Origin of the sequence: Streptomyces filamentosus, from assembly GCF_014654895.1 — a bacterium.
GTDB lineage: Bacteria > Actinomycetota > Actinomycetes > Streptomycetales > Streptomycetaceae > Streptomyces > Streptomyces filamentosus.
The window spans coordinates 3,849,403-3,873,533 of sequence record NZ_BNBE01000001.1 but is presented as its reverse complement, the minus strand read 5'-3'; the positions used below and the strand labels follow the sequence as shown (position 1 = coordinate 3,873,533).

At 74.1% G+C, this 24,131-nt stretch carries 19 protein-coding genes; 11 read left to right on the top strand and 8 right to left on the bottom strand.

From position 1 onward, the window contains the following. Positions 1 to 117: 117 nt before the first annotated feature. Both IE326_RS17410 and pepN read left to right on the top strand, forming a co-directional pair. The gene (locus tag IE326_RS17410; protein WP_190041974.1) at positions 118 to 1,134 is read left to right on the top strand and encodes an aspartate-semialdehyde dehydrogenase; all 1,017 of its coding nucleotides are present in this window, start codon (positions 118 to 120) and stop codon (positions 1,132 to 1,134) included. A gap of 142 nt (positions 1,135 to 1,276) precedes the next feature. Continuing rightward, positions 1,277 to 3,856, top strand: coding sequence for an aminopeptidase N (gene pepN, locus IE326_RS17405; protein WP_150228213.1), 2,580 nt, complete (start codon positions 1,277 to 1,279; stop codon positions 3,854 to 3,856). A 66-nt stretch (positions 3,857 to 3,922) separates the two neighbouring features. Here the strand turns inward: pepN and alc are convergent, their stop codons facing one another. The 4 genes from alc to IE326_RS17385 are packed head-to-tail and all read right to left on the bottom strand — an operon-like array spanning position 3,923 to position 7,967. Then, a complete protein-coding gene (gene alc / locus IE326_RS17400; protein WP_190041973.1) occupies positions 3,923 to 5,047 on the bottom strand; it encodes an allantoicase in 1,125 nt (374 codons plus the stop codon). Between the two features lie 59 nt (positions 5,048 to 5,106). Beyond that, positions 5,107 to 6,033, bottom strand: a complete 927-nt coding sequence (locus tag IE326_RS17395; protein WP_150228215.1) for a LysR family transcriptional regulator — start codon at positions 6,031 to 6,033, stop codon at positions 5,107 to 5,109. Positions 6,034 to 6,057: 24 nt separating this feature from the next. Continuing rightward, positions 6,058 to 6,981: a DMT family transporter gene (locus IE326_RS17390; protein WP_190041972.1), complete on the bottom strand. Its 924-nt coding sequence runs from the start codon at positions 6,979 to 6,981 to the stop codon at positions 6,058 to 6,060. Between the two features lie 5 nt (positions 6,982 to 6,986). Continuing rightward, positions 6,987 to 7,967, bottom strand: a complete 981-nt coding sequence (locus IE326_RS17385) for an EamA family transporter (RefSeq protein WP_190041971.1) — start codon at positions 7,965 to 7,967, stop codon at positions 6,987 to 6,989. Positions 7,968 to 8,103: 136 nt separating this feature from the next. Between IE326_RS17385 and IE326_RS17380 the strand changes: the two genes are divergently transcribed. Next, positions 8,104 to 8,610: a MarR family winged helix-turn-helix transcriptional regulator gene (locus IE326_RS17380; protein ID WP_150228218.1), complete on the top strand. Its 507-nt coding sequence runs from the start codon at positions 8,104 to 8,106 to the stop codon at positions 8,608 to 8,610. A 141-nt stretch (positions 8,611 to 8,751) separates the two neighbouring features. Here the strand turns inward: IE326_RS17380 and IE326_RS17375 are convergent, their stop codons facing one another. Genes IE326_RS17375 through IE326_RS17365 form a run of 3 tightly spaced genes read right to left on the bottom strand, consistent with a single transcriptional unit; the run spans position 8,752 to position 11,350 of the window. Then, positions 8,752 to 8,982 (bottom strand): hypothetical protein, encoded by a 231-nt coding sequence (locus IE326_RS17375; protein WP_030758910.1) that lies wholly within the window; start codon positions 8,980 to 8,982, stop codon positions 8,752 to 8,754. Positions 8,983 to 9,002: 20 nt separating this feature from the next. Next, positions 9,003 to 11,090 carry a 4-alpha-glucanotransferase gene (gene malQ, locus IE326_RS17370; protein ID WP_190041970.1) on the bottom strand — a complete coding sequence of 696 codons (2,088 nt, stop codon included), beginning with the start codon at positions 11,088 to 11,090 and terminating at the stop codon, positions 9,003 to 9,005. A 2-nt stretch (positions 11,091 to 11,092) separates the two neighbouring features. Then, positions 11,093 to 11,350: a hypothetical protein gene (locus tag IE326_RS17365; RefSeq protein WP_150228220.1), complete on the bottom strand. Its 258-nt coding sequence runs from the start codon at positions 11,348 to 11,350 to the stop codon at positions 11,093 to 11,095. A 317-nt stretch (positions 11,351 to 11,667) separates the two neighbouring features. Between IE326_RS17365 and IE326_RS17360 the strand changes: the two genes are divergently transcribed. Next, the gene (locus IE326_RS17360; protein WP_190042279.1) at positions 11,668 to 14,943 is read left to right on the top strand and encodes a glycoside hydrolase family 84 protein; all 3,276 of its coding nucleotides are present in this window, start codon (positions 11,668 to 11,670) and stop codon (positions 14,941 to 14,943) included. 75 nt (positions 14,944 to 15,018) lie between these two features. Here IE326_RS17360 and IE326_RS17355 read toward each other — a convergent pair whose 3' ends face one another. Further along, on the bottom strand, positions 15,019 to 15,582 hold the full coding sequence (locus tag IE326_RS17355) for an HNH endonuclease (protein WP_150228221.1): 564 nt from the start codon (positions 15,580 to 15,582) through the stop codon (positions 15,019 to 15,021). A gap of 258 nt (positions 15,583 to 15,840) precedes the next feature. Here IE326_RS17355 and IE326_RS17350 point away from each other — a divergent pair, with 258 nt between their 5' ends. The 7 genes from IE326_RS17350 (at position 15,841) to IE326_RS17320 (ending at position 23,866) form a co-directional block, all read left to right on the top strand. After that, the gene (locus tag IE326_RS17350; protein ID WP_190041969.1) at positions 15,841 to 16,908 is read left to right on the top strand and encodes a mechanosensitive ion channel family protein; all 1,068 of its coding nucleotides are present in this window, start codon (positions 15,841 to 15,843) and stop codon (positions 16,906 to 16,908) included. A 166-nt stretch (positions 16,909 to 17,074) separates the two neighbouring features. Then, entirely contained in the window at positions 17,075 to 18,283 is a 1,209-nt protein-coding gene (locus tag IE326_RS17345) for an ROK family transcriptional regulator (protein ID WP_150228222.1), read from the top strand. Between the two features lie 89 nt (positions 18,284 to 18,372). Further along, positions 18,373 to 19,719 carry an ABC transporter substrate-binding protein gene (locus IE326_RS17340; RefSeq protein WP_150228223.1) on the top strand — a complete coding sequence of 449 codons (1,347 nt, stop codon included), beginning with the start codon at positions 18,373 to 18,375 and terminating at the stop codon, positions 19,717 to 19,719. A 16-nt stretch (positions 19,720 to 19,735) separates the two neighbouring features. Then, positions 19,736 to 20,740, top strand: a complete 1,005-nt coding sequence (locus IE326_RS17335) for a carbohydrate ABC transporter permease (protein ID WP_150228224.1) — start codon at positions 19,736 to 19,738, stop codon at positions 20,738 to 20,740. Between the two features lie 3 nt (positions 20,741 to 20,743). Beyond that, entirely contained in the window at positions 20,744 to 21,622 is an 879-nt protein-coding gene (locus IE326_RS17330) for a carbohydrate ABC transporter permease (RefSeq protein ID WP_150228225.1), read from the top strand. A 7-nt stretch (positions 21,623 to 21,629) separates the two neighbouring features. Beyond that, positions 21,630 to 22,895, top strand: coding sequence for a 6-phospho-beta-glucosidase (locus IE326_RS17325; RefSeq protein ID WP_190041968.1), 1,266 nt, complete (start codon positions 21,630 to 21,632; stop codon positions 22,893 to 22,895). After that, positions 22,886 to 23,866: an N-acetylglucosamine kinase gene (locus IE326_RS17320; protein ID WP_190041967.1), complete on the top strand. Its 981-nt coding sequence runs from the start codon at positions 22,886 to 22,888 to the stop codon at positions 23,864 to 23,866. Before IE326_RS17325 ends, IE326_RS17320 begins: the two co-directional genes overlap by 10 nt. The last annotated feature ends 265 nt before the right edge of the window (positions 23,867 to 24,131 follow it).

Below are 24,131 nucleotides of genomic sequence, written 5' to 3'. Positions count from 1 at the left end.
CGAAACGTTCATCCGGACGCCGCGTCCGCCCCTCGGACAATGGATTGGACAAGGAACGGCAGGCGGCACGCATCATGGGGGGCGGCAGCACCTGCACACACGTACGGAGGAGTCCCCGTGAAGGTCGGAATCGTCGGAGCCACCGGTCAGGTCGGCACAGTCATGCGCAAGATCCTGGCCGAGCGGAACTTCCCGGTCGACGAGCTGCGGCTCTTCGCCTCCGCCCGGTCCGCCGGCACGGTCGTGGACGGCGTGACGGTCGAGGACGCCTCCACCGCCGACTACACCGGCCTGGACATCGTGCTCTTCTCCGCCGGCGGCGCCACCTCCAAGGCCCTCGCCGAGAAGGTCGCCTCCCAGGGCGCCGTCGTGATCGACAACTCCTCCGCCTGGCGCCGCGACCCCGAGGTCCCCCTCGTCGTCTCCGAGGTCAACCCGCACGCGGTCAAGGACCGCCCCAAGGGCATCATCGCCAACCCGAACTGCACCACGATGGCCGCCATGCCGGTCCTCAAGCCGCTCCACCAGGAGGCCGGCCTCACCGCGCTGGTCGCCACCACCTACCAGGCCGTCTCCGGCTCGGGCGTGGCCGGCGTCGCCGAGCTGCGCACCCAGGCGTGCGCCGTGGCCGAGCGGGCCGACCAGCTGGCCTTCGACGGCGGGGCCGTCGAGTTCCCCGAGCCCGCCGTCTACAAGCGCCCCATCGCGTTCAACGTGGTGCCGCTGGCCGGCTCGATCGTGGACGACGGCTCCTTCGAGACCGACGAGGAGCAGAAGCTCCGCCACGAGTCCCGCAAGATCCTGGAGATCCCGGACCTGAAGGTGTCCGGCACCTGCGTCCGCGTCCCGGTCTTCTCCGGCCACTCGCTCCAGGTGAACGTCCGCTTCGAGCGCCCGATCGGCGTCGAGCGGGCCTACGAGCTGCTGAAGGACGCCGAGGGCGTCGAGCTGTCCGAGATCCCGACCCCGCTCCAGGCGGCCGGCAAGGACGCCTCGTACGTGGGCCGCATCCGCGTCGACGAGACCGTCGACAACGGCCTCGCGCTCTTCCTCTCCAACGACAACCTCCGCAAGGGCGCCGCGCTGAACGCGGTGCAGATCGCGGAGCTGGTGGCGGCCGAGCTCCGGGGCTGACCCCCCGTCCACGCGAAGAACGGCGGTCATCCTTCCGGGTGGCCGCCGTTCTTCCGTGTTCGCCCTGGGAAATGTGCCGTGCGTCTGCGACACGCCCCGTGGAAAGATGGCCCAAACGTCACGAAACCGAGGAGTTGACCGGGTGCCTGGTACGAACCTGACCCGTGAGGAGGCTCAGCAGCGGGCCAAGCTGCTGACCGTGGACGCGTACGAGGTCGAACTGGACCTCACCGGTGCGCAGGAGGGCGGGACCTACCGGTCCGTCACCACCGTCCGCTTCGATTCCGCCGAGGCGGGCGTCGAGAGCTTCATCGACCTCGTCGCCCCCGCCGTCCACGAGGCCGTGCTCAACGGGCACGCGCTGGACGTGGCCGCCGTCTTCCGCGACTCGCGGATCGCGCTGCCCCACCTGAAGCAGGGCCGCAACGAGCTGCGCGTGGTCGCGGACTGCGCCTACACCAACACCGGCGAGGGCCTGCACCGCTTCGTCGACCCGGTCGACGGGCAGGCGTACCTGTACACCCAGTTCGAGGTGCCGGACGCCCGCCGGGTCTTCGCCTCCTTCGAGCAGCCCGACCTGAAGGCGACCTTCCAGTTCACGGTGAAGGCGCCCGAGGGCTGGAGCGTCGTCTCCAACTCGCCGACCCCGGAGCCGAAGGACGGGGTGTGGGCCTTCGAGCCGACCCCGCGGATCTCCTCGTACATCACGGCCCTGATCGTCGGCCCCTACCACTCGGTGCACTCCTCCTACGAGGGCCCCGACGGGCAGGTCGTGCCGCTGGGCATCTACTGCCGTCCGTCGCTGGCGGAGCACCTGGACGCGGACCACATCTTCGACGTGACCCGGCAGGGCTTCGGCTGGTTCCAGGAGAAGTTCGCGTACGCCTACCCGTTCGCGAAGTACGACCAGCTGTTCGTGCCGGAGTTCAACGCGGGCGCGATGGAGAACGCGGGCGCGGTCACCATCCGCGACCAGTACGTCTTCCGCTCGAAGGTGACGGACGCGGCCTACGAGCGGCGCGCCGAGACCATCCTCCACGAGCTGGCCCACATGTGGTTCGGCGACCTGGTCACCATGGAGTGGTGGAACGACCTGTGGCTGAACGAGTCGTTCGCCACCTTCACCTCGGTCGCCTGCCAGGCGTCCGTCGAGGGCACCCGCTGGCCGCACGCCTGGACCACCTTCGCCAACGCGGAGAAGACCTGGGCCTACCGCCAGGACCAGCTGCCGTCGACGCACCCGATCATGGCCGAGATCAACGACCTGGAGGACGTGCTCGTCAACTTCGACGGCATCACGTACGCCAAGGGCGCCTCGGTCCTCAAGCAGCTCGTCGCCTACGTCGGCGAGGACGAGTTCTTCAAGGGCGTGCAGGCGTACTTCCAGCGCCACGCCTTCGGCAACACCCGCCTGAGCGACCTGCTCGGCGCGCTGGAGGAGACCTCCGGGCGCGACCTGAAGACCTGGTCGAAGGCGTGGCTGGAGACGGCCGGCATCAACGTCCTGCGCCCGGAGATCGAGACCGACGAGAACGGCTCGATCACCTCCTTCGCGGTCCGCCAGGAGGCCCCGGCGCTGCCCGCCGGCGCCAAGGGCGAGGCCGTGCTCCGCCCGCACCGCATCGCGATCGGCTTCTACGACTTCGACGCGGCCGGCGCGCTGGTCCGCACCGAGCGCCTGGAGCTGGACGTCGAGGCCGCGGAGCTGACCGGGGTGCCCGCGCTGGTGGGCAGGGCCCGCCCGGCGGTCGTGCTGCTGAACGACGACGACCTGTCGTACGCCAAGGTCCGCCTCGACGAGGTGTCGCTGCAGAACGTCGTCGAGCACCTCGGCGACTTCGCCGAGTCGCTGCCGCGGGCGCTGTGCTGGGCCTCGGCCTGGGACATGACCCGGGACGGCGAGCTGGCCACCCGCGACTACCTGGAGCTGGTGCTCTCCGGCATCGGCAAGGAGTCCGACATCGGCGTGGTGCAGTCGCTCCAGGCCCAGGTGAAGGCGGCCCTGGAGCTGTACGCGGCGCCGGAGTGGCGGGACGCGGGCCTGGCCCTGTGGACCGAGGCGGCGCTCACCCACCTCAAGGCGGCGGAGCCGGCGAGCGACCACCAGCTGGCGTGGGCGCGGGCCTTCGCGGCGACCGCCCGGACGCCGCAGCAGCTCGACCTGCTGGCCGGTCTCCTGGAGGGCCGGGAGACGATCGAGGGCCTGGCCGTCGACGCCGAGCTGCGCTGGGCGTTCGTGCAGCGGCTCGCCGCGACCGGCGTCTACGACGAGGCGGAGATCGCGGCCGAGCTGGAGCGGGACCGCACGGCGGCCGGCGAGCGGCACGCGGCGACGGCCCGGGCGGCGCGTCCGACCGAGGCCGCGAAGGCGGAGGCGTGGGCGGCGGTCGTCGAGGACGACAAGCTGGCCAACGCGGTGCAGGAGGCCGTGATCGTCGGCTTCGTCCAGTCCGACCAGCGCGAGCTGCTCGCCGCGTACACGGACAAGTACTTCGCCTCCATCAAGCGCGTGTCCGAGACCCGCAGCCACGAGATGATCCAGCAGATCGTGGTCGGCCTCTACCCGACGCTCCAGGTCTCGCAGGAGACGCTGGACGCGACGGACGCGTGGATCGAGGAGAACGCCCCGGTCCCGGCGCTGCGCCGGCTGGTGACGGAGTCCCGCGCCGGTGTCGAGCGGGCCCTGAGGGCCCGTGCGGCGGACGCCGCGGCCGGCCGCTAAGCACGGAGCGGTACGACGAAGGGGCGCCCTCCCCCACGGAGGCGCCCCTTCGCCGGTTCCCGGTGCCTACCGGCTCGCGCGGTCGAAGCGGGCGCGCAGGTCGGCGGCGCCCTCCTCGGTGAGGGAGCCGTGCAGGCGCATGCGGGCGACGCCGCCGTCGGGGAAGGCGTCGAGGCGCACGTGGGTGACGACCGCCCGGGCGGGGAGCTTGAAGCGGTGCAGGGTGTCGGGCTGGAGGCGGGTGCGCGGGACGATCTCGAACCACTCGCCGGACTCGCCGTTGCGGCCCTGGAGGGCGATCCAGCCCGCCGAGTTGCCCTTGAGGTAGGCGGTGTCGATCTCGACGGCGCGGACGGCGCCCTGGGCCGGGAGGCGGAAGCGGACCCAGTCGTTGGTGCCGCGCACCCGGCGGCGGCGGTTCTCCCAGCCGTCGTCCATCTTGCGGGAGGTGCCGGGCAGGATGATCTGCGTCGGCGAGGAGTAGAACTTGTCGGAGGCGTCCTCGTACGACCCGCCGTTGAGGACGGAGAGCAGGTCGATCGTGCCGAGGAGGCCGAGCCACTCGGGGTCGGGCAGCACCTCGCCGTGGACGCGGAGGCGGGCGACGCCGCCGTCCGGGTGCTGGCAGAGGCGGACGTGGGTCCAGCGGCGGTCGCTGTCGATCGCGAAGCCGTTGGCGGCGTGGCCGCGGACGGGGGTGGGCGGGACGAGCTCCTCCCACTTCGCGTCGAGCAGCTCCTCGGGGCCGGGGCTGCCCTCGACGGCGGTGGCCTGGACGCTGACCTTCTGCGGGTAGTTGCCGCGGAAGTGGGCGGTGTCGACGATCAGGCCCCTGATGACGCCGGGGGCGCCGAGGCGGACGATCGCCCAGTCGTGGTCCTCGGGGGCGGGGAAGACGTTCTCGGCGTCGGCGCCGCGGCGGCGGCGGGTCTCCCAGCCGTCCATGATCTTGCCCTTGTGGCCGAAGTGCTCCGGGTCGAAGACGGCCCGCTCGCGGACGAGGAGGTTCTCGCGCTCGGCGAAGAACTCGTCGTTGGCGGCGACGACGCCGGCGCCGAGGCGGCGGTCGGCGAGGTCGACCAGCTCGGTGAAGGGGAAGTCGCCGGTGCGGTAGTCGGCGTACGGGTCGCCTCCGGCGTACGGGGCGGCGTCGTTGGCGTGCGGGTCCTGGGTGTCCTCGATGGCGGTCATGGTCCGACTGTCCCCCGCCGGGAGCCCCGGGGTCCATCGAATGTTTTCGACAGGTCTTTTCAGCCCTGCTGAACGTTCTCGCGCTCCACGGCGACCTGGCGCAGCGCCGCGAGGACCCGGGCCAGCGCGGGGGCGTCCTCGGCGCCGCGCCGGACGGCGGCGACGACGTGGCGGCGGGGCTGGTCGGCGGAGAGGACCCGCATGACGACGCCGGTGCCGCTCCGGCGGTCGGCGGCGGCCATGCGGGGGACGAGGGCGATGCCGAGCCCGGCCTCGACCATGGCGAGGATCGCGGTCCAGCCGGAGGCGCTGTGGGCCTGCTCGGGCACGAAGCCGGCGGCCTCGCAGGCGGCGGTGGTGATCTCGGACCAGGGGCCGGAGCCGCCGAAGATCCAGGGTTCGGCGGCGAGGTCGGCGAGGCGCAGGCCGGGGGCGCCGGCGAGCGGGTGGCCGGCGGGGAGGGCGACGTCGAGGGGGTCGGCGAGCAGCGGCACCCGGCTGAACCGGGCGTCGCGGGCGGTGGGCGCGTGGGCGGCGAGCGAGAGGGCGAGGTCGGCCTCGCCGGCGGTGAGGAGTTCGTACGCCTCCCCGGCCTCGGCCTCCCGGATGCGGACGCCGAGGCCGGGGTGGGCGGCGCGGAGCTGCCGCACGGCGGGGACGAGGAGGGCGGGGACGGAGGTGGAGAAGGCCGCGACGCGGACCTGGCCGGCCTCGCCGCGCAGGTAGCCGTCGAGTTCGGCGTCGGCGCGCTCCAGCTGGGCGAAGACCGCCTCGGCGTGGCGCAGCACGAGGTGGGCGGCGTCGGTGAGCCGGACGCGCCGCCCGTGGGCCTCCAGGAGCGGCACGCCGAGCTGCCGGGCGAGGTTGGTGAGCTGCTGGGAGACGGCCGAGGGGGTCATGAGCAGGGTCTCCGCGGTGGCGGTGACGGTGCCCCGGTCGCGCAGGGTGCGCAGGATGTGCAGCTTCTTGATGTCCCACTCGGTCATGGGCCGCAACATATCCGGCCCGGGTCAGCGGGCGGAGCTCAGTGCCACCCCGCCGAGGACGAGGGCCATGCAGACGCCGCCGGCCAGGCCGAGTTCCTCGCCGAGGAGGGCGTACGAGAGCAGGGCGACGCAGACCGGCTGGAGGTAGTAGACGGCTCCGGCGCGGGCGGCGCCGACGAGGGAGACCGCCTTGTTCCAGGCGAAGAAGGCGACGGCGGAGGAGAGCACGCCGACGTAGAGCAGCGGGCCGACGGTGCCCGGGGTGGCGGGGAAACCGCCCTGGACGGCGAGGGAGACGGCGTAGGCGGGGGCGAGCATGAGGGCGCCGAGCGCGAAGGTGGCGGCGAGGAAGGCGAGTTGGTCGATCTCGGCCGGGCGGCGCTTGAGGAGGGCGCTGTACGAGGCGAAGCAGAGGGCGGCGGCGAACATCCACAGGTCGCCGGCGGAGGGGTCGACGGTGAGGGAGCCCTTGCCGACGAGGAGGAGCACGCCGAGGACGGCGATCGCGGTGCCCAGGACGCGGCGGGTGCCGAGGCGTTCGCCGCCGAGCCGGGCGTAGCCCGCCATGATCACCGGGGAGGCGGCCATGATCATGCCCATGTTGGTGGCGGAGGTGGTCAGGCCGGCCTGGTGGACGAGGGTGTTGTAGAGGGCGACCCCGGACAGCGAGGCGAGGGCGGTGAGGCCGAGGTGGCGGCGGATGAGGGTGCGCTGCCGCCAGAAGGGTCGGGCGGCGAAGGGGGCGACGGCGAGGAGGGCGATGATCCAGCGCCAGAAGACGGCCTGGACGGGCGGGACGGAGTCGGCCATGTCGCGGGTGGCGACGAAGCTGCCGGACCAGACGACGGTGGCGAGGAGGGCGAGCAGCAGACCGGGACCGGCGCCCTGGGCGGACGCCGGTCCCGGTCTGTCGGAGCGGGAGGGGTGGCGGGCGGTGAGGAGGCTCATGCGGCCTACCGTCGCACCGCCGAAACCTCCAGGTCCATCGAAAGTTCCTGACGGTTCTTTTCAGCAGAGCTGAACGGTACGGGAGTGGCGGCGGGCCCGGCGGGGGCCTGGGGCTCCGCCGGGGCCTGCGGCTTCGCCGGGGCGAGCTGGCCGAAGAGGGTGGCGCCGAAGGCGATCAGCATGCCGAGGACCTGGACCGGGCCGAGGGCCTGGCCGAGGGCGGCCCAGCCGATGACGGCGGCGGTGATCGGGGAGAGCGGGCCGAGCAGGGTGACCGAGGAGGCGCTCAGCCGCTCGATGCCGCGGAACCAGAGGAAGTAGGAGATCGCGGTGTTGCCGAGGGCGAGGTAGGCGTAGCCGGCGAGGTTCGTGCCGGTGAGGGCGGGCGGGGCCCCTTCGGCGAGGAAGGCGACGGGGAGGACGACCAGGCCGCCGGCGGTGAGCTGCCAGCCGGTGAGGGCGAGCGAGCCGACGCCCTCGGGGCGGCCCCAGCGCTTGGTGAGGACGACGCCCGCGGACATCGACAGGGAGGAGAGCAGTCCGGCCCCGACGCCGATCAGATCGAAGGCGGCGCCCGCCTTGAGGACCACGAGGCTGACCCCGAAGGCCGCGGTGACGGCGGTGAGCAGCGTCCTCGTCGTGGGTTTCTCGCCGAGGAGGAGGGCCGCGAGGCCGACGACGAAGAGCGGGCCGACGGAGCCGACGACGGCGGCGACGCCGCCGGGCAGCCGGTAGGCGGCGAGGAAGAGGAGCGGGAAGAACGCGCCGATGTTGAGGGCGCCGAGGACCGCCGACTTCCACCACCAGGCGCCCCTCGGGAGCTTGCGGGTCAGCGCGAGGAGCAGCAGGCCGGCCGGGAGGGCCCGCATGAGGCCGGTGAAGAGCGGCCGGTCGGCCGGCAGGAACTCGGTGGTCACGAAGTAGGTCGAGCCCCAGGAGATCGGGGCCAGGGCGGTGAGCGCGACGACGGCGGCCTTGCGTGACATGACGGGACTCCCCCTGGGCGTTGCGTCCCGGCGGTCCGGAGCGCGACTGGCTTGGCGGTAATTAACTTAGCACTAAGCTACTTGCTTGCAAGTGACTTTCTTGCCATCGACCGAGAGAGGACGGAACACTGAGGTCATGAACACGCAGCCGCCCCCGCACGACCCCGTCGACGCCATCGCCGCCCAGTGGGCCGTGGTCCGCCCCGACCTCGACACGCTCCCCATGGCGGTCTTCGGGCGGATCTACCGGCTGTCCGCGGCCATGCGCGCCCAGGTGGACAAGGCGTACGCGCCCTACGGCATGGCGCTCGGGGAGTTCGACGTGCTCGCGACCCTGCGCAGGTCCGGAGCGCCGTACACGCTCTCGCCGCGCGAGCTGACCGCCACGCTGATGATCACCACCGGCGGGATGACCGGCCGGCTGGACAAGCTGGAGAAGGCCGGGCTGCTCACCCGCAGCCCCGACCCGAACGACCGGCGCGGACTGCGCGTCACGCTCACCGAGCGCGGCCGGGAGCTGGTGGACCAGGCCGTCGGCGCGGGCCTGGAGCGGCAGCGGGAGGCCCTGGAGGCCGCGCTGACCCCCGAGGAGGCCCGGCAGCTGACCGGCCTGCTCAGGAAGCTCCTCGCGACGACGGCGTGAGCGCGGAGGGCTCCCGGAAGCGCCGGGGGCCCGTACGGCGCCGGGGGCCCGGCGGCACCGGGAACGCCCGGCCGGGAACGCGCGAGGGCGCCGCACGGCCGGTGCGGCCGTGCGGCGCCCTCTGACGGACGGAGGAGGCGGTTACGCCTTCTTGCGGGACTTGTCGAGGACCATCACCAGGCCGGCGATGACTCCGAACAGCACCAGCGGGGCCAGCACGAAGAGGCCGAGGGTCTCGACGACCTCCAGCTTGGGGGCCGGGTCGTCACCGTCGTCGCGGGTCAGCGCGAGCGCGGGGGACGACATGAGCAGCATCATCAGCGTCGTACCGGCCGCGACGGCGCCGGCGCGCAGGGCGTTCTTCTTGTCCACGGTGCAAAAGTAGCGAACACCTAAACGGCCCGCGCGCCCGGGGGTGCCGTACGGGCTCCCACCCCCTCCGCGGCGGTCCGCAGCAGGGCGTGCGCGCGGGGCGAGGAGGCGATCCGCTCCAGGGTGAGCGGCTGCCCGCCGGGACCCGCCACCGGCAGCCGCCAGTTGGGGTACTCGTCCCAGGTGCCCGGCAGGTTCTGCGGTCTGCGGTCGCCCACCAGGTCCGGCAGCCACACCCCCACCAGCCGGGCCGGGGTGCGCGCCAGGAAGCGGTGCACGGCCCGGATCTCGGCCGCCTCGTCCCCCGGCCCCTCCGGGAGCAGCCCGAGCCGCTGGAGGAGGGCGAGCCACTCGGCCGTCTCCGCCGCGTCGGCGGCCCGCTCGCGCGTCAGGTCCCCGCCGAGCAGCCCGAGGCGGTGGCGCAGCAGCACGTGGTCGCCGGAGAGCCGGGCGGCGGTGGACGGCAGGTCGTGGGTGGTGGCGGTGGCCACGCAGCCGGGCCGCCACGCCTCCGGCGGCAGCGGGGCGCCGCCGGCCGCCCAGTCCCGCTCGAACCAGAGGACCGAGGTGCCCAGCACGCCGCGCGCGGCCAGCGCCTCGCGGACGCCGGGCTCGACCGTGCCCAGGTCCTCGCCGACGACGAGGGCGCCCGCCCGGTGGGCCTCCAGGACGAGGACGGCGAGCATCGCCTCGGCGTCGTAGCGGACGTAGGTGCCCTCGGTGGGCTCCTTGCCCTCCGGCACCCACCAGAGCCGGAAGAGACCCATCACGTGGTCGATGCGCAGTGCGCCCGCGTGCCGCAGGAGTTCGCGCAGGAGCCCGCGGTACGGGGCGTAGCCGGCGGCGGCGAGGGCGTCGGGCCGCCACGGCGGCAGGCCCCAGTCCTGGCCCCGGGAGTTGAAGGCGTCGGGCGGGGCGCCGACCGACATCCCGGCGGCGAAGTCGCCCTGCCGGGCCCAGGTGTCGGAGCCCTCCGGGTGGACGCCGACGGCCAGGTCGTGGACGATCCCGACCGCCATCCCGGCCTCCCTGGCCGCGTCGGCGGCCTCGCCGAGCTGCCGGTCCGTCAGCCAGGCGAGCCGGCAGTGGAAGTCGACCCGGGCGGTCAGCTCCGCGTCGGCGCGGACCGCCGCCGCCGCGCCGTCCGGGGTCCGCAGCTCCTCGGGCCAGGAGCGCCAGCGGGGGCCGTGGCGCTCGGCGAGGGCCTGGTAGGTGGCGTGGTCCTCCAGGGCGCGGCCGCGCTCGGCGAGGAAGTCGTGGAGCTCGGCCCGCCTCCCGGGGCCGGGTTCGACGGCGGCGACGAGCTCCAGGGCGCGGAGCTTGAGCGCCCAGACGGCGTCCCGGTCGATCTCGGCGCCCTTGGCGAGGACGCCCTCGCGCAGTTCGGCGGCGGCGGCGAGGATCCGGTCCAGCTCCTCGCGGCGGCCCGGGTCGAGGTGGGCGTACTCGGGGATCCGCTCGATCCGCAGGTGGACGGGGTCCGGGAAGCGGCGCGAGGAGGGGCGGTACGGCGAGGGGTCCGAGGGCGCGCCGGGCACGCCCGCGTGCAGCGGGTTGACCTGCACGAAGCCGGCTCCGTGCGCGCGGCCCGCCCAGGAGACCAGGTCGCGCAGGTCGCCGAGGTCGCCCATGCCCCAGGAGCGTTCGGAGAGCAGCGAGTAGAGCTGGACGAGCAGGCCGTACGCGCGCGCGCCGGGCTCCGGGACGCGCGCGGGGGCGACGATCAGGGTGGCGCGGGCGGTCCGCCCGTCGGGGGCCTCGGCGTCCACGGCGTGCACGCCGAGCGGCAGCCCCGCCCAGTCGTCGCCCGGGTGGACGGCGCCGTCCTCGGTGGTGACCCGCAGCCGGGTCCCCTCCGGCAGCCCGGCGGGCGGCGCGGGCGGCCCGTCTCCGGCGTGCCGGACGAGGGTGGGCGGGAGCAGCCGCTCCCGGTCGGCCCGCTCCGCAGCGCCCAGGGCGGCGGCGACCGCCTCCGGGGTGCCCGCGTCGACCCCGAGGGCGCCGAGGACCGCGACCACGGTGGCCTCGGGCACGGGCACGGTGACGCCCTCGGACGGGCTGAACTCGGTGGCGACGCCGTGACGGGCGGCGAGGCGGGCCAGGGTCACTTCTACACTCCGGGGGACTCCGTGGCGCCCCAGGCGGCGGGGGCCGGGGGCTCGCTGGTGAGGGGGGCCGCGCCGGTGAGGGGCGGCTCGCTGGTGAGGGGCGCGGCGCCGGCCAGGGGCGGCTCGCTGGTCAGCGGCGCGGCGGCGTCCCCGGCGGGTTCGCTGGTCAGCGGCGCGGCCGGGAGCCGGTCGGGGGCGCCGGGGGCGGCCTGGCGCGGGATCCGTATCCGTCCGGTCTGCGGGCGGGCAGTCGTGGTCACGGGGGTCTCCCGGTGGGTCTCGGCGGGTGGCCGACGGGTTCGACGGGTTCGGCGGGTGGCCGGCGGCCTCGGGTACGACGAGTGACAGTCCTACCCATCCCTCCTCCCTTTGCCCCTTTTACCGGGAGAAGAAGGCGAAAGGGCGGCAGCTCGCCGGAGGATCACCGGGCAAAGCCGACACTTCGCCCCGTCGCATTGACACCTCCGTGCGACGGGTGGTGGGGTCGTAACCCGCTCGTTACCAACCGGCCGGGCGGGGCCCGCCGCTGACGGTCCGGCGGGTCCCGGCCCCGGCGAAGGGAGACCCCGTGACCCCTGTGCGTCCGGGACGCGGACCGCGTACGGCGACCGCCGTCGCCGCCGTCCTCGGCGGCCTCCTCGGCGGTGCCGTGCCCGGCGCGGCGCAGGCCGCCCCCCGTCCGGTGGCGGTGCCCGACCTGGCCCCACCGGCCTTCGCCCCCGCCGGGCCGCTCGCCGCCGCCCCGGCCGTGCCCTCGCCCCGGACCGCCGCGCGGGTGGCGGCGCCCTCCGTGTGGCCCCGGCCGCAGTCGCTGACCGCCGCCGGGTCCCCGGTGCGGCTCGGGGAGCGGGTGACGCTGGTGGCGGACGGGGACGCCGATCCGTACGCCCTGGCGGCGCTGCGGCGGCTGCTCGCCGGCGCCGGGGTGCGCGCCGTGCACGAGGGGCTGCCGGGCGCGGGCCCGGTGCTGCGGGTCTCGGGCCCGTCCGGGACGGCGGCGCGGGAGGCGCTGGCGGCCCTCGGGGCGGCCGGACGGGACGGCCTGCCGGACGGCGGCTACCGGCTGGCGGCCGGCCGCTTCGGCGGCCGGGACACGGTGGCCCTCGACGGGGCGGACGGCGAGGGGCTCTTCCACGCGGTGCAGACGCTCCGTCAGCTCCTCGGCGAGGGACCGGACGGCGTCGGCGGGGAGGTGCCCGGCGTCCTCGTGCGGGACTGGCCCGGCACCGCCGAGCGGGGGGTCGCGGAGAGCTTCTACGGCACGCCGTGGACGACCGCGCAGCGCCTGTCGCTGCTCGACTTCCTGGGCCGCACCAAGCAGAACCGCTACCTGTACGCGCCGGGTGACGACCCGTACCGCGCGGCGCGGTGGCGCGAGCCGTACCCGGAGGAGCAGCGGGCCGCCTTCCGCGAGCTGGCCGAGCGGGCCCGGGCCAACCACGTGGCACTGGGCTGGGCGGTGGCCCCGGCCCAGTCGATGTGCCTGTCCTCGGACGCGGACGTGGCGGCGCTGACGCGGAAGCTGGACGCGATGCGGGAGCTCGGCTTCCGCTCCTTCCAGCTCCAGTTCCCCGACGCCGGGTACGGCGAGTGGACCTGCGACGAGGACGCCGACGCCTTCGGCCGGGACGCGGCGGGCGCGGCCCGCGCGCACGCGCGCGTGGCGAACACGGTGGCCCGGCACCTGGCCGGGCGGGACCCGGACGGCGAGCCGCTGACCGTGCTGCCGACGGAGTACTTCCAGGCGGGCACCAGCGAGTACCGGTCGGCGCTCGCGCGGGCGCTGGACGCGCGCGTCCGGGTGGCCTGGACGGGCGTCGGGGTCGTGCCGCGCGCCATCACGGGCGCCGAACTGGCCGGGGTGCGGGCGGCCCTGGGGCAGCGCCCGCTGGTCACCATGGACAACTACCCGGTGAACGACTACGCGCAGGACCGGCTCTTCCTGGGTCCGGCGACGGGCCGGGAGCCGGCGGTGGCGACCGGTTCCGCCGCCTACCTGGCGCAGGCGATGGAGCAGCCCGCCGCATCCCGGATCCCGCTCTTCACCACCGCCGACTTCGCCTGGAACCCGCGCGGCTACCGCTCCGGGGAGTCCTGGCGGGCGGCCGTCGCCGACCTCGCGGGCCCCGATCCGGCCGCCCGGGAGGCGCTCGGCGCGCTGGCGGGCACCGCGGCCTCCTCGCTGCTCGCCCCGGACGCCGGGGCGCCCGGCCTGAAGCCGCTGCTGCGCGCCTTCTGGGCGGCGCGGGCGACGGGGACGGCGGCGGAGCGGGAGCGGGCGGGCCGGGCGCTGCGGGGCGCGTTCACCGTGATGCGGGAGGCGCCGGAGCGGCTGGGGGACACCGCGGACGGCGCGCTGCGCGCCGAGTCGGGGCCCTGGCTGGAGCAGCTGTCCCGCTACGGCGCGGCGGGCGAGGCGGCCGTCGACATGCTCCTCGCGCAGGCGCGCGGCGACGGTCCCGCGGCCTGGCAGGCGCAGTTGCGCCTGGAGCCGCTGCGGCCCCGGCTCGCGGCGAGCGGGGCGACGGTCGGCGACGGGGTCCTCGACCCGTTCCTCGACCGGGCGGCGAAGGAGGCGGCGGCCTGGACGGGCGCCGACAAGGACCCGGAGCGCGAGGTGGACCGGGCCACCGGCTCGTACACGCTGCGGCTGGACCGGGCGCGGCCGGTGGAGGCCGTGACGGTGCTGGCCGGGAAGGCCCCGAAGGAGCCCGCCGGCGAGAAGGCGGACCCGGCGGGGAAGCGGGCGCCCCGCGCGCGCGTGGAGGCGTACGTGACGGGCGAGGGCTGGCGGTCGCTGGGGCCGCTCTCCTCCTCCGGCTGGACGCAGACCGAGCTGAAGGGGCTGCGCGCCGAGGCGCTGCGGATCGTCTGGGACGCCGCGGGCCCGGCGCCGGACGTGCGCTCGCTGGTGCCGTGGTTCGCGGACGGGCCGAAGGCCGGTCTGGAGCTGGCCCGCACGGAGACGGACCTGGAGATCGGCGGCCCGGCGGCCCGGGTGGACCTGGAACTGACGGGGCGGCGGGCGGCCGGGGTGCGGGGCCCGCTGACCGCGCGGGCGCCGGAGGGGATCGCCGTGCGGCTGCCGAAGGAGGCCGTGGTGGAGCGCGGCGGGACGAGCACGGTGCCGCTGGAGGTGTCGGTGGCGCCGGGCACCCCCGCCGGGGAGTACCGGGTGCCGGTGGCGTTCGCGGGCGAGGAGCGGGTGCTGACGGTCCGCGCCTTCCCGCGCACCGGCGGCCCGGACCTGGCCCGGACGGCGACGGCCTCCTCGTCCGGCGACGAGACGCCCGACTTCCCGGCCGCGCTGGCCGTGGACGGCGACCCGGGGACCCGCTGGTCCTCGCCCGCCGAGGACGACGCCTGGCTCCAGCTGGAGCTGGCCGCCCCGGCCCGGATAGGCCGGGTGGTCCTGCGCTGGCAGGACGCCCACGCCTCCCGCTACCGGGTGCAGGTCTCGGCCGACGGCCGGAACTGGCGGACCGCGGCGACCGTCACGGACGGCCGCGGCGGCACCGAGTCGGTGCGGATGGACGCGGCGGACACCCGCTTCCTGCGGGTGCGGGGCGAGAAGCGGGCGACCCCGTACGGCTACTCGCTCTGGTCGGTGGAGACGTACGCGGTGGTCCCGCAGGACCGGAAGGACCCCCGGGCCCCCCGGGACCCGTCGGCGGGGGCGGAGGACGCCCCGGAAGGGGGGACCCCGAAGATAGGGACCCCGGCGTCCGGGACCCGGCAGGAGGACACGGAGTCCACGGAATCCAGGGAATCCACGGAATCCATCAGGGAGAAGGACGCGCCGGAGGGGGAGGCACCGGAGGAGGGCGCGCCGGAGGGGGGCGCCGCTCCCTGAGCGGCGCCCCGGCTCCGTGCCCCTCCCCGCGTCCCTCCTGGGGACGCGGGGGCCCGGAGACGCGAAGGGCCCGGATCAGCCCGTCGTCAGCGCCCCCGCGGGGGTGTCGGCGACGGAGTCGATCCGGGCCATCGCGGCCTCGGCGCCGTACGGCTGGAGGTAGGGCAGCCACCGGGGGTCCCGGTGGCCGGTGCCGATGATCCGCCAGGCCAGGCCGGTCGGCGGCGCGGGCTGGTGGCGCAGTCGCCAGCCGATCTCCCGCAGGTGCTTGTCGGCCTTGAGGTGGTTGCAGCGGCGGCAGGCCGCCACCACGTTCTCCCAGGCGTGCGTCCCTCCCCTGCTGCGCGGGATGACGTGGTCGACGCTGGTCGCCACTCCCCCGCAGTACATGCAGCGCCCGCCGTCGCGTGCGAAGAGGGCCCTGCGGGTCAGGGGGACGGGACCCCGGTAGGGGACCCGCACGAAGCGCTTCAGTCGTACCACGCTGGGCGCGGGGACGACCTGGTGCTCGCTGTGCAGGAAGGCGCCGGACTCCTCGATGCAGAGGGCCTTGTTCTCCAGTACGAGGACGAGTGCGCGGCGGAGCGGTACGACGCCCAGGGGCTCGTACGACGCGTTGAGGACCAGGACATGCGGCACGGATGCCTCCTATGGCGCCGGCGGCGCGTGGCTCGCGCCGGGACGAACTGCTCTCAGTCTCTCCTCATGCCTGGTCGGAGCGCCACCACGTTCCCGCGATCGGCGGGGCCGCGCCGGACGTGTTCTCGACCACACCGGCATGTCTTCCGGGTATGTGCCCGGGTGAGGTCGGTCTCTCCCTCGAACAGGGCCACGGGTGCACGTCCGACGCCCCGTTAGGGTGGATGGCCTGCGTACGCGATGCCTGGAGGTTGTCCCGTGTCCTGGTCCGTCCTGGCGGCCGCCACCGAGCCCGAGCCCATCCCGGTGTCTCTGGACGAGGCGGCGGAGAAGGCCACCAACGCGGCGAGCTGGGTGGAGGAGAACTGGTCCACCTGGCTGAACACCGGTCTGCGCATCCTGCTGATCGTGATCGTCGCCCTGATGCTGCGGTGGGCCGTCCGGCGCGCCCTGACGAAGCTGATCGAGCGGATGAACCGCTCCGCCCAGGCGGTGGAGGGGACGGCGCTCGGCGGACTGCTCGTCAACGCCGAGCGCAGGAGGCAGCGGTCCGAGGCGATCGGCTCGGTGCTGCGGTCGGTGGCGTCGTTCCTGATCCTGGGCACCGCCGGGCTGATGGTGCTCGGCGCCTTCGCCATCGACCTGGCGCCGCTGCTCGCCTCGGCCGGTGTGGCCGGCGTGGCGATCGGCTTCGGCGCGCGGAACCTGGTGACGGACTTCCTGTCCGGCGTCTTCATGATCCTGGAGGACCAGTACGGCGTCGGTGACTCGGTCGACGCGGGCGTGGCCTCCGGCGAGGTCGTCGAGGTGGGGCTGCGGGTGACGAAGCTGCGCGGGGTCGACGGCGAGATCTGGTACGTGCGCAACGGCGAGATCAAGCGGATAGGGAACCTCAGCCAGGGCTGGGCGACGGCGGCGGTCGACGTGACGGTCCGGCCGACGGAGGACCTGGACCGGGTGCAGTCGGTGATCGCGGCGGCGGGCGAGGCGATGGCCAAGGACGAGCCGTGGAACGAGCGGCTGTGGGGTCCGGTGGAGGTGCTCGGTCTGACCGAGGTGCTCCTGGACTCGATGACGGTCCGGGTCTCGGCGAAGACGATGCCGGGCAAGAAGCTGGGCGTCGAGCGCGAGCTGCGGTGGCGGATCAAGCGCGGTCTGGACGAGGCCGGCATCCGGATCGTGGGCGGGCTGCCCCCGCAGGCGGCGGAGGACGCGCCGGCCGATCCGACGGCGGGCATGGCGGCGCCCTCGGTGTTCTCGAACGCCGCCTCGCCGCAGTCGGCGGCGGCCACCCCGCTGCCGCGGTCGGACCTCTCCAAGCCCTGACCCGCAAGCCCTCGGACACCCCCGCCGGTAACGCTTCGGTTGCCGTCGGGGGTGTCGTGCGTCTGCGGGTATTGACGCCCGGCAACGCCCGTCCTACCGTCCTCCCACCGGATAGGAAACTTTCCTAACAGTGTGGAGAGCGCCACGGCGCGACGAGGAGAGCGGTATGGCAGGCATCCAGGGCACCCCTGGCACCCCGCGCGTCCTGCGGGCCATGAACGACCGCGCCGCGCTCGACCTGCTCCTGGAGCACGGCCCCCTCTCGCGGACCCGGATCGGCAAGCTCACCGGCCTGTCCAAGCCGACCGCCTCCCAGCTCCTCGCCCGCCTCGAAGCCGCCGGGCTCGTCGTCGCCACCGGCACCACCGCGGGCCGCCCCGGACCCAGCGCCCAGCTGTACGCGCTGAACCCGCGCGCCGGACACGCCGCCGGACTCGACGTCAACCAGCACCGCATCCGCGCCGCCGTCGCCGACATCACCGGCGCCGTCGCCGGCGAGTACGAGCTCCGCACCGAGGGCCGTACGGGAGCGGGCGTGGTCCGGCAGGTCACGGAGGCCCTCGACGGGGCCGTCGCGGCCGCCGGGCTCGCCCCCGGCGACGTCCGCCGCCTGGTCATCGGCACCCCCGGCGCCTTCGACCCGGCCACCGGGCGCCTCCGCTACGCCTCCCACCTGCCCGGCTGGCACTCCCCCACCCTCCTGGAGGAGCTGGCCGCGGCCCTGCCGATGCCCTTCGAGTACGAGAACGACGTCAATCTGGTGGCCGTCGCGGAGCGGGCGGTCGGCGCGGCCCGCGGCCACGAGGACTTCGTCCTGCTGTGGAACGAGGAGGGCCTCGGCGCCGCCCTCGTCCTCGGCGGCCGGCTGCACCGGGGCTTCACCGGCGGCGCCGGCGAGGTCGGCTTCCTGCCGGTCCCCGGCACCCCGCTGGTCCGCCAGGTCGCCAAGGCCAACTCCGGCGGCTTCCAGGAGCTCGCCGGCGTCCAGTCGGTGCCCCGGATCGCCCGCGCGGCCGGCCTCGACACCCCCGACCACCCCTATGTGGAGGTGGCGTGCGGGCTGCTCGCCCGGGCCGCCGCGTCCCCCGGCGAGGGCCCGCACGCGGAGCTGCTCGACCGCTACGCCGAGCGGCTCGCCACCGGTCTCGCCTCGCTCGTCGCCGTCCTCGACCCCGCTCTGGTCGTGCTGTCCGGAGACGTCCTCGTCGCCGGCGGCGAACCCCTGCGGGCCCGCGTCCAGGCCGAGCTCGCCGACCTCGCGGCCTCCCGGCCGCGCCTCGTCCTCACCTCCGTCCCCCGTGAACCCGTGCTGCGCGGCGCGCTGGAGAGCGCGCTGGCCACCACCCGCGACGAGGTCTTCGACACCTCGCGCTGACCCGTCCCCGTCCCCCGTACGACGGTCCCGGGCACCTCCTCGCCCGGGACCGGCCCCCGCCACGTCCCACCCTCCAGGGAGACCCCGCCATGCCCGCACGCACCCGCAGGAGCGCCGCCGCGCTCGCCGCCACCGCCTCGATCGCCCTCTTCGCCTCCGCCTGTACCGGCTCCGCGAACAACGCGGCGGCGGACGACCCGAAGGCGGAGACCACCCTCACCTTCTGGCACGGCTGGACGGCCCCCTCCGAGGTCAAGGCGATCGAGGAGAACGTCGCCCGCTTCACCAAGGCCCACCCGAACATCAAGGTGAAGATCGTCGGCAACATCAACGACGACAAGCTCGGCCAGGCGCTGCGCGCGGGCGGCTCCAACGGCCCCGACGTGGTCGCCTCGTTCACCACCGCCAACGTCGGCAAGTTCTGCCACACGGGCGCCCTCGCGGACCTGAAGCCCTTCATCGAGAAGGACGGGCTGGACCTCGACAAGACCTTCCCGAAGGTCCTCCAGGACTACACCCAGTTCGAGGGCAAGCGCTGCACCCTGCCGCTGCTCTCCGACGCGTACGGCCTCTACTACAACAAGGACGCCTTCCGGAAGGCCGGGCTCGACCCCGAGGCCCCGCCGAAGACCTGGTCCGAGTTCACCGCGGTCGCGAAGAAGCTGACGAAGGAGAAGGGCGACTCGTACGAGCGGCTCGGCTTCATGCCGACCTACCTCGGCTACGAGACGGTCGTCTCGCACTACATGTCGCAGTGGGGCCACGGCGGTTACTTCGGCGAGGACGGCAAGTCCGCGGTGGGCACCGACCCGGCCTTCGCCGAGATGATGACGTACCAGAAGTCGCTGGTGGACGCGCTCGGCGGCTTCGCGAAGCTCGACAGGTACCGCACCACCTTCGGCGACGAGTGGGGCGCCAAGCACCCCTTCCAGACCGGCCAGGTCGCCATGCAGCTGGACGGCGAGTGGCGGCTGAACTTCATCAAGGAGGCCAAGGTCCCCTTCGAGGTCGGCGTCGCGCCGCTGCCCGTCGCGGACGACGAGGCCGCCGAGTACGGCAAGGGCTACCTCTCCGGCACGATCATGGGCATCGCGCCGCAGAGCAAGAAGCAGAACGCCGCCTGGGAACTGGTCAAGTACATGACCACGGACACCGAGGCCGTGGTGGGCTTCGCCAACGCCATCGGGAACGTCCCCTCCACCCTGGACGCCCTGAAGTCCCCCGACCTGAAGTTCGACGCCCGCTTCAAGACCTTCCTGGACATCGCCCGCCACCCGAAGTCCACCACCTCGGACGGCGCGGTGAACGGCTCCGCCTACCAGGACACCCTCCAGAAGTTCGCCCAGCAGTACGAGAAGGGCCAGGTCCCCGACCTGAAGAAGGGCCTCGCGGACACCGCGGCCCAGATCGACCGCGACATCGCCGCGGCGAAGTGACGGCCGGACCCCACCCATGAGCACGGACATCCTGCCCGCGAAGGAGGCGGCCGCCCCGGCCGCCTCCGGCCCCGTCGCCCGGGGGCGCAACACCCTGCGGTCGAAGCGCCGGCGCGACGCGCTGCGCACCCTCGCCTTCATGTCGCCGTGGCTGATCGGCTTCGGCTTCTTCTTCGTCTATCCGATGGCCTCCACCGTCTACTTCTCGCTGATGCGGTACGACGGCCTCAACCCGCCGCAGTGGCGCGGCCTCGACAACTGGGCGTACGTCTTCTCCGACTTCCCCCAGTTCTGGCCCGCCCTCCAGAACACCCTCTGGCTCTGCGTGGTCATGGTGAGCTGCCGGGTCCTCTTCGGCCTCGGCATCGGCCTGCTGATCACCAAGATCAAGTCGGGGGCGGGGGTCTTCCGGACCCTCTTCTACCTGCCCTACCTGGCACCGCCGGTGGCGGCGACCCTCGCCTTCGTCTTCCTGCTCAACCCCGGCACCGGGCCGGTCAACTCGCTCCTGGAGGCGGCCGGGCTGCCCGCCCCCGCCTGGTTCAACGACGCCGCCTGGGCCAAGCCGGCCCTCACCGTCCTCGCCGTGTGGGGCGTCGGCGACCTCATGGTCATCTTCATGGCCGCCCTGCTGGACGTGCCGAAGGAGCAGTACGAGGCCGCCCAGCTCGACGGCGCGGGCCCCTGGCAGCGGTTCCGGCACATCACGCTGCCGAACATCTCGCCGATCATCCTCTTCGCCGTCGTCACCGGGATCATCAGCGCGATGCAGTACTACACGCAGCCGATCGTGGCCGCCAAGGTCGCCTCGGGGAAGATGGGCGGCTCCGGCGAGGTCTTCGTCCCCGGCTACCCGGACGACTCCACGCTCACCCTGCCGCAGCTCGTCTACAACCTCGGCTTCAGCCAGTTCAACTACGGCGCGGCCTGTGTGATCGCGCTCGTGCTCTTCGCCTTCTCCATGGCCTTCACCGCCCTGCTCATGCGCCGGCGCGGCGGCCTGATCGGCTCGGGGGACTGAACCATGACCACCGCAACCGCCCCCTCCGCCACGAGCCCCGCCGCCCTGCGGGCCCGCCGCAAGGCGCTGCTCCAGTGGATCGCCGTGCACGCGCTCGGCGTCGCCGCGGCCCTCTTCTTCGTGCTGCCCTTCGTCTTCGTCCTCCTCACCTCCCTGATGAGCGACCAGCAGGCGCTCACCCGGGACCTGACCCCGGACAGCTGGCACTGGGAGAACTACACCAAGGTCTTCGAGACCGAGGGCTTCCTCACCTGGTGGCGGAACTCGCTGCTCTACTCGGGACTCGGCACCCTCCTCGTCGTGGTGTCGTCCGTCCCGGTGGCGTACGCCCTCGCCAAGTTCCGCTTCCGCGGCCGGCACCTGTCGATGCTGCTCGTCATCGCGATGATGATGCTGCCGCCGCAGGTCGTGATCATCCCGATGTACCTGTTCTGGGCCAAGCAGATGGACCTGTCGGGCACGCTGTGGCCGCTGATCGTCCCGATGGCCTTCGGCGACGCCTTCGCCGTCTTCCTGCTGCGGCAGTTCCTCCTCACCATCCCCGACGAGTACGTCGAGGCGGCCCGCATCGACGGCTGCGGCGAACTGCGCACCCTGCTGCGGATCGTGCTGCCGATGGCGAAGCCCGGCATCGCCGCCGTCGCCCTCTTCCAGTTCTTCTACTGCTGGAACGACTACTTCGGGCCGCAGATCTACGCCTCCGAGAACCCCGGCGCCTGGACGCTCAGTTACGGCCTGGAGTCCTTCAAGGGCGCGCACCACACCGACTGGAATCTGACCATGGCCGCGACCGTCCTGGTCATGGCCCCCGTGATCCTCGTGTTCTTCTTCGCCCAGAAGGCGTTCGTCGAGGGAGTCACACTGACCGGAGTGAAGGGCTGATACGAGAATGAAGCTCGCTGTCGTGGGGGGCGGTTCCACCTACACCCCCGAACTGATCGACGGATTCGCGCGGCTGCGCGACACCCTGCCCATCACCGAACTCGTCCTCGTCGACCCCGCCGCCGACCGGCTCGACCTCGTCGGCGGCCTCGCCCGGCGGATCTTCGCCAAGCAGGAGCACGACGGGGCGATCACCACGACGACCGACCTCGACGCCGCCGTCGAGGGGGCCGACGCCGTCCTCCTCCAGCTCCGCGTCGGCGGCCAGGCCGCCCGGAACCAGGACGAGACCTGGCCGCTGGAGTGCGGCTGCGTCGGCCAGGAGACCACCGGCGCCGGCGGCCTCGCCAAGGCGCTGCGCACGGTCCCCGTCGTCCTCGACATCGCGGAGCGGGTCCGGCGCGCCAACCCGGACGCCTGGATCATCGACTTCACCAACCCCGTCGGCATCGTCACCCGCGCCCTGCTGAACGCCGGGCACAAGGCCGTCGGCCTGTGCAACGTCGCCATCGGCTTCCAGCGGAAGTTCGCGAAGCTCCTCGGCGTGGCCCCGTCCGAGGTCCACCTCGACCACGTCGGCCTCAACCACCTCACCTGGGAGACCGGCGTGCGGCTCGGCGGCCCGGCCGGCGAGGACGTGCTGCCGCGGCTGCTCGCCGAGCACGGCGACGCCCTCGCCGGCGACCTGCACCTGCCGCGCCTGGTGATGGACCGGTTCGGGGTCGTCCCCTCGTACTACCTGCGCTACTACTACGCGCACGACGAGGTCGTGGCGGAGCTGCGCACCAAGCCGTCGCGGGCCGCCGAGGTCGCCGCGATGGAGAAGGAACTCCTGGAGATGTACGGGGACCCGGCGCTCGACGAGAAGCCGGAGCTGCTCGCCAAGCGCGGCGGCGCCTTCTACTCGGAGGCGGCCGTGGACCTGGCGGCGTCCCTGCTGGGCGGCGGGGGTTCGCCGTACCAGGTGGTGAACACGTACAACAACGGCACGCTGCCGTTCCTGCCGGACGACGCCGTCATCGAGACGCAGGCGGCGGTCGGCCCCGGCGGGGCGGTGCCGCTGCCGGTCGCGCCGGTGGACCCGCTGTACGCCGGGCTGATCGCGAACGTGACGGCCTACGAGGACCTGGCGCTCGACGCGGCCCTGCGGGGCGGCCGGGAGCGGGTCTTCAAGGCGCTGCTCGCGCACCCGCTGGTCGGCCAGTACGCGTACGCCGAGCAGCTCACCGACCGGCTGATCGCCCACAACCGGGAGCACCTGGCGTGGGCGTGAACCCGGACGACGTGCTCCTCGCGGTCGACGCGGGGAACAGCAAGACCGACGTGGCGGTGCTCGCCGCGGACGGGACCGTCCTGGGCTCCGCGCGCGGCGGCGGGTTCCAGCCCCCGGTGGTGGGGGTGGCCGAGGCGGTCGGCGCGCTGGCGGAGATCGTGGGGCGGGCGGCCGCCGACGCGGGCGTGCCCCCCGCCTTCGCCCACGTGACCGCCTGTCTGGCCAACGCCGACCTGCCGGTCGAGGAGCTGGAGCTGGAACGGGCCCTGTACGCGCGGGACCTGAGCCGCTCGGTACGGGTCCACAACGACACCTTCGCGATCCTGCGGGCCGGGCTCGACGAGCCGCGCGGGGTCGCGGTGGTGTGCGGCGCGGGCGTGAACTGCGTGGGCATGACCCCGGACGGGCGGACCGCCCGCTTCCCGGCGATCGGGAAGATATCCGGGGACTGGGGCGGGGGCGGCGGACTCTCCGACGAGGCCATGTGGTTCGCGGCGCGCGCGGAGGACGGCCGGGGCGAGCCGACGGAGCTGGCCCGCGCGCTGCCCGCGCACTTCGGCCTGGACAGCATGTACGCGCTGATCGAGGCCGTGCACCTGGGCCGGATCACGCACGCCCGGCGGCACGAGATGGCCCCGGTGCTCTTCCGGGTGGCGGCGGAGGGCGACCCGGTGGCGCTGTCGCTGGTGCACCGGATGGCCGAGGAGGTCGTGGCGCTGTCGACGGTCGCGCTGCGGCGGCTGGACCTGCTGGACGAGGAGGCGCCGGTGGTCCTCGGCGGCAGCGTGCTCGCCGCCCGGCACCCGCAGCTGGAGGACCGGCTGCGCGAACTCCTCGCGGAGCGGGCACCGAAGGCGGTCGTCCGCTTCGTGACGGCGCCTCCGGTGCTGGGCGCGGGGCTGCTCGCCCTGGACCAGTGGGGCGCGGTCCCGGGGGCGGCGGAGCGGCTGCGGGCGCACTACGCGGGCTGACCCCGCGCATGTTCACCTGTTCGAGCGATCCCCCGGGTGGAACCGATCCGGGGGATCCGTCGTATTCAGAGTGAGGGGTGTTCGAGGGGAGTTCGGGGAGGGCTCGGGGAGGGACCGGGAGGTCCCGGCGCGGCGGCGAGGGGGGTTCGCCCTCGGAAGTCCCGCGGGAGTGCGGCACGATAGGCACAAGATCGTGTCATTCCCGGTGTGCGGGCGGGTCCCCTGCGGCCATACTGCTCGCCGGGGTCGATCGACGTCGAGACCG